This window comes from Lysobacter yangpyeongensis, from assembly GCF_042655745.1.
Lineage (GTDB): Bacteria > Pseudomonadota > Gammaproteobacteria > Xanthomonadales > Xanthomonadaceae > Agrilutibacter > Agrilutibacter yangpyeongensis.
Genome location: NZ_JBHSNM010000023.1, coordinates 1 through 1,902, shown reverse-complemented (window position 1 = coordinate 1,902; position 1,902 = coordinate 1). Strand labels below are relative to the sequence as shown.

General features: G+C 54.8%; 1 protein-coding gene. It reads left to right on the top strand.

Annotated elements, in window-relative coordinates; genetic code table 11:
* Positions 1-1,080 precede the first annotated feature (1,080 nt).
* Positions 1,081-1,734, top strand: a complete 654-nt coding sequence (locus tag ACFPN1_RS16235; RefSeq protein WP_386756264.1) for a hypothetical protein — start codon at positions 1,081-1,083, stop codon at positions 1,732-1,734.
* Positions 1,735-1,902 lie beyond the last annotated feature (168 nt).

The window sequence follows — 1,902 nt, the reverse complement described above, 5'->3', positions numbered from 1 at the left end:
CAGTCTGCCAGCTCACCCCTGCATTCTTGGGGGCTGGAGTTGTCGCACTTACTTTGGCAATTTCCGGCGCCTAACAATTCATTCAAGCCGAAGCCGCTTCGCGGCTCGGCTTAATTCAGGCGTTAGGCCTCATGGAAGCATCAAGACAATCGTCCAACAGCCTTCTCAAAGCCGCCAGGGAGTTCTGGCCCTACTATGTTTCTGCCTGGGTCTTCCCGCTTGCCTTTCTCCTTTTTGGCGCCTCAGGCCATTTGACCCAAACAACATTCACGTTTTTTGTATTGCCAATCTTCTTTTTGGCATTTGGTAGAGCTAGCCTTCCTTGGCTCCGAAAAAGGGTTGGCTACTGGCCTTCGGTGTTCTGGGCAGTACTCGTACCATTTCTGATTTGGGGCATCGCAGTCTTTGGCGTTGGGCTCACGGCAAAGCTGCTGGCTGAGGCCTAACAATTCATTCAAGCCGAAGCCGCTTCGCGGCTCGGCTTAATTCAGGCGTTAGGCCGTACACACCACCGCTCCGCCGGACAAGAGCAAATTCAACATTTGCGGGTCATAAAACTTATCGCCCCGCAAAGTGAAATATGCACGGCGCTTCTAGCGCCTTCGCCGCCCGTCCGCCCGGCGCAACCGATTGATCTTCCTCGCGGTTTCCCGCCTTGACTCCCTGTCGGCGCCACCTGAATATCCCGTCCATATCCCCGCTTTTGGGGTCTACTAAGCGTTATGCGCGGTGGGATAGAGGTTGTTCAAGCCTATCGTGCACCCGGTCTTCTTCCGCAGCTTGAGTGGCTTGGCATCTGCGCCAAAAGCATCGCGTCTTCCGGCAACTCGCCGGCGCTACGCAGCTGCAGCGTCCTCGGCAGCCGCAGCAGCGCCCTCGCCTTCGGCCGGTCAAAGCTCGCCCGATTCCTTTCCCAGCCCCATGGGGTGATTCTCGAGCACCGATTGTCCTGGGCTAAGATCTCTTCAGCGGCCTCACTTCACCGGCTCTCCTGGCTGCATAACAATTCATTCAAGCCGAAGCCGCTTCGCGGCTCGGCTTAATTCAGGCGTTAGGGGGCAGGATCAACTTCCTCGGCATATGACAGACATCATCAATCCTTTGGCGACTCTTATCGCTTCGTTCGCTGGTGCTTGGGCAGCATTCAAGCTCCAGTCGGTTGAAAAATCGCGCGAGATCGACCGATCGAATATAGCTGCTGCCAATAGAGCCCTCCTGGTCATGATGCAACAGGCCAATGAGCTGAAGCTCTATCAAAAGGATCACATTGATCCTCAACGCCATCATCCTGGGCGCCACATCGGTATACAAGCCACTCTCCCATTCGACCTCGACACGCTACGGTTTGACTTTAAGTCACTTGATTTCCTCTCATCAGCAACTGAGCAGCAGCTGCTCTTTGAGCTATCGGTAGAGGAGCGGCGTTACATAGAAGCACTAAAGGCCATTAACGCCAGATCGGAAATGATCCTTACTGAGGTGCAGCCAAGGCTGATGGCTGCCGGTTTCAACGATTCTGCTGAGTACACCGGCGCTCAGTTCACATCTGCATTGGGACAACCTACTTACAACAAACTCCAGCGATTGACCGACGACGTCATTTATCATGTAGACCGGACAAATGAGTCCATCTGCACAATGAGAGACAAGTTTAGGGCGGCGGCGCTAAAGCGATACCCAAAGGAAAAGTTCGTCAACTTTGAGTTCGTTGGAGAATCGCAGCCTGCCCCCTAACAATTCATTCAAGCCGAAGCCGCTTCGCGGCTCGGCTTAATTCAGGCGTTAGGCCGCTGAAAATCGTTGCAGTGGCTTCGCCAAGCAGCCAGCCAGCGCATCTCGCCTCCCGGTTCTTCCGTGGGCCTCTCGACGATTGGCCATTCCAGCTCGGCGAGTTGTGCCTTC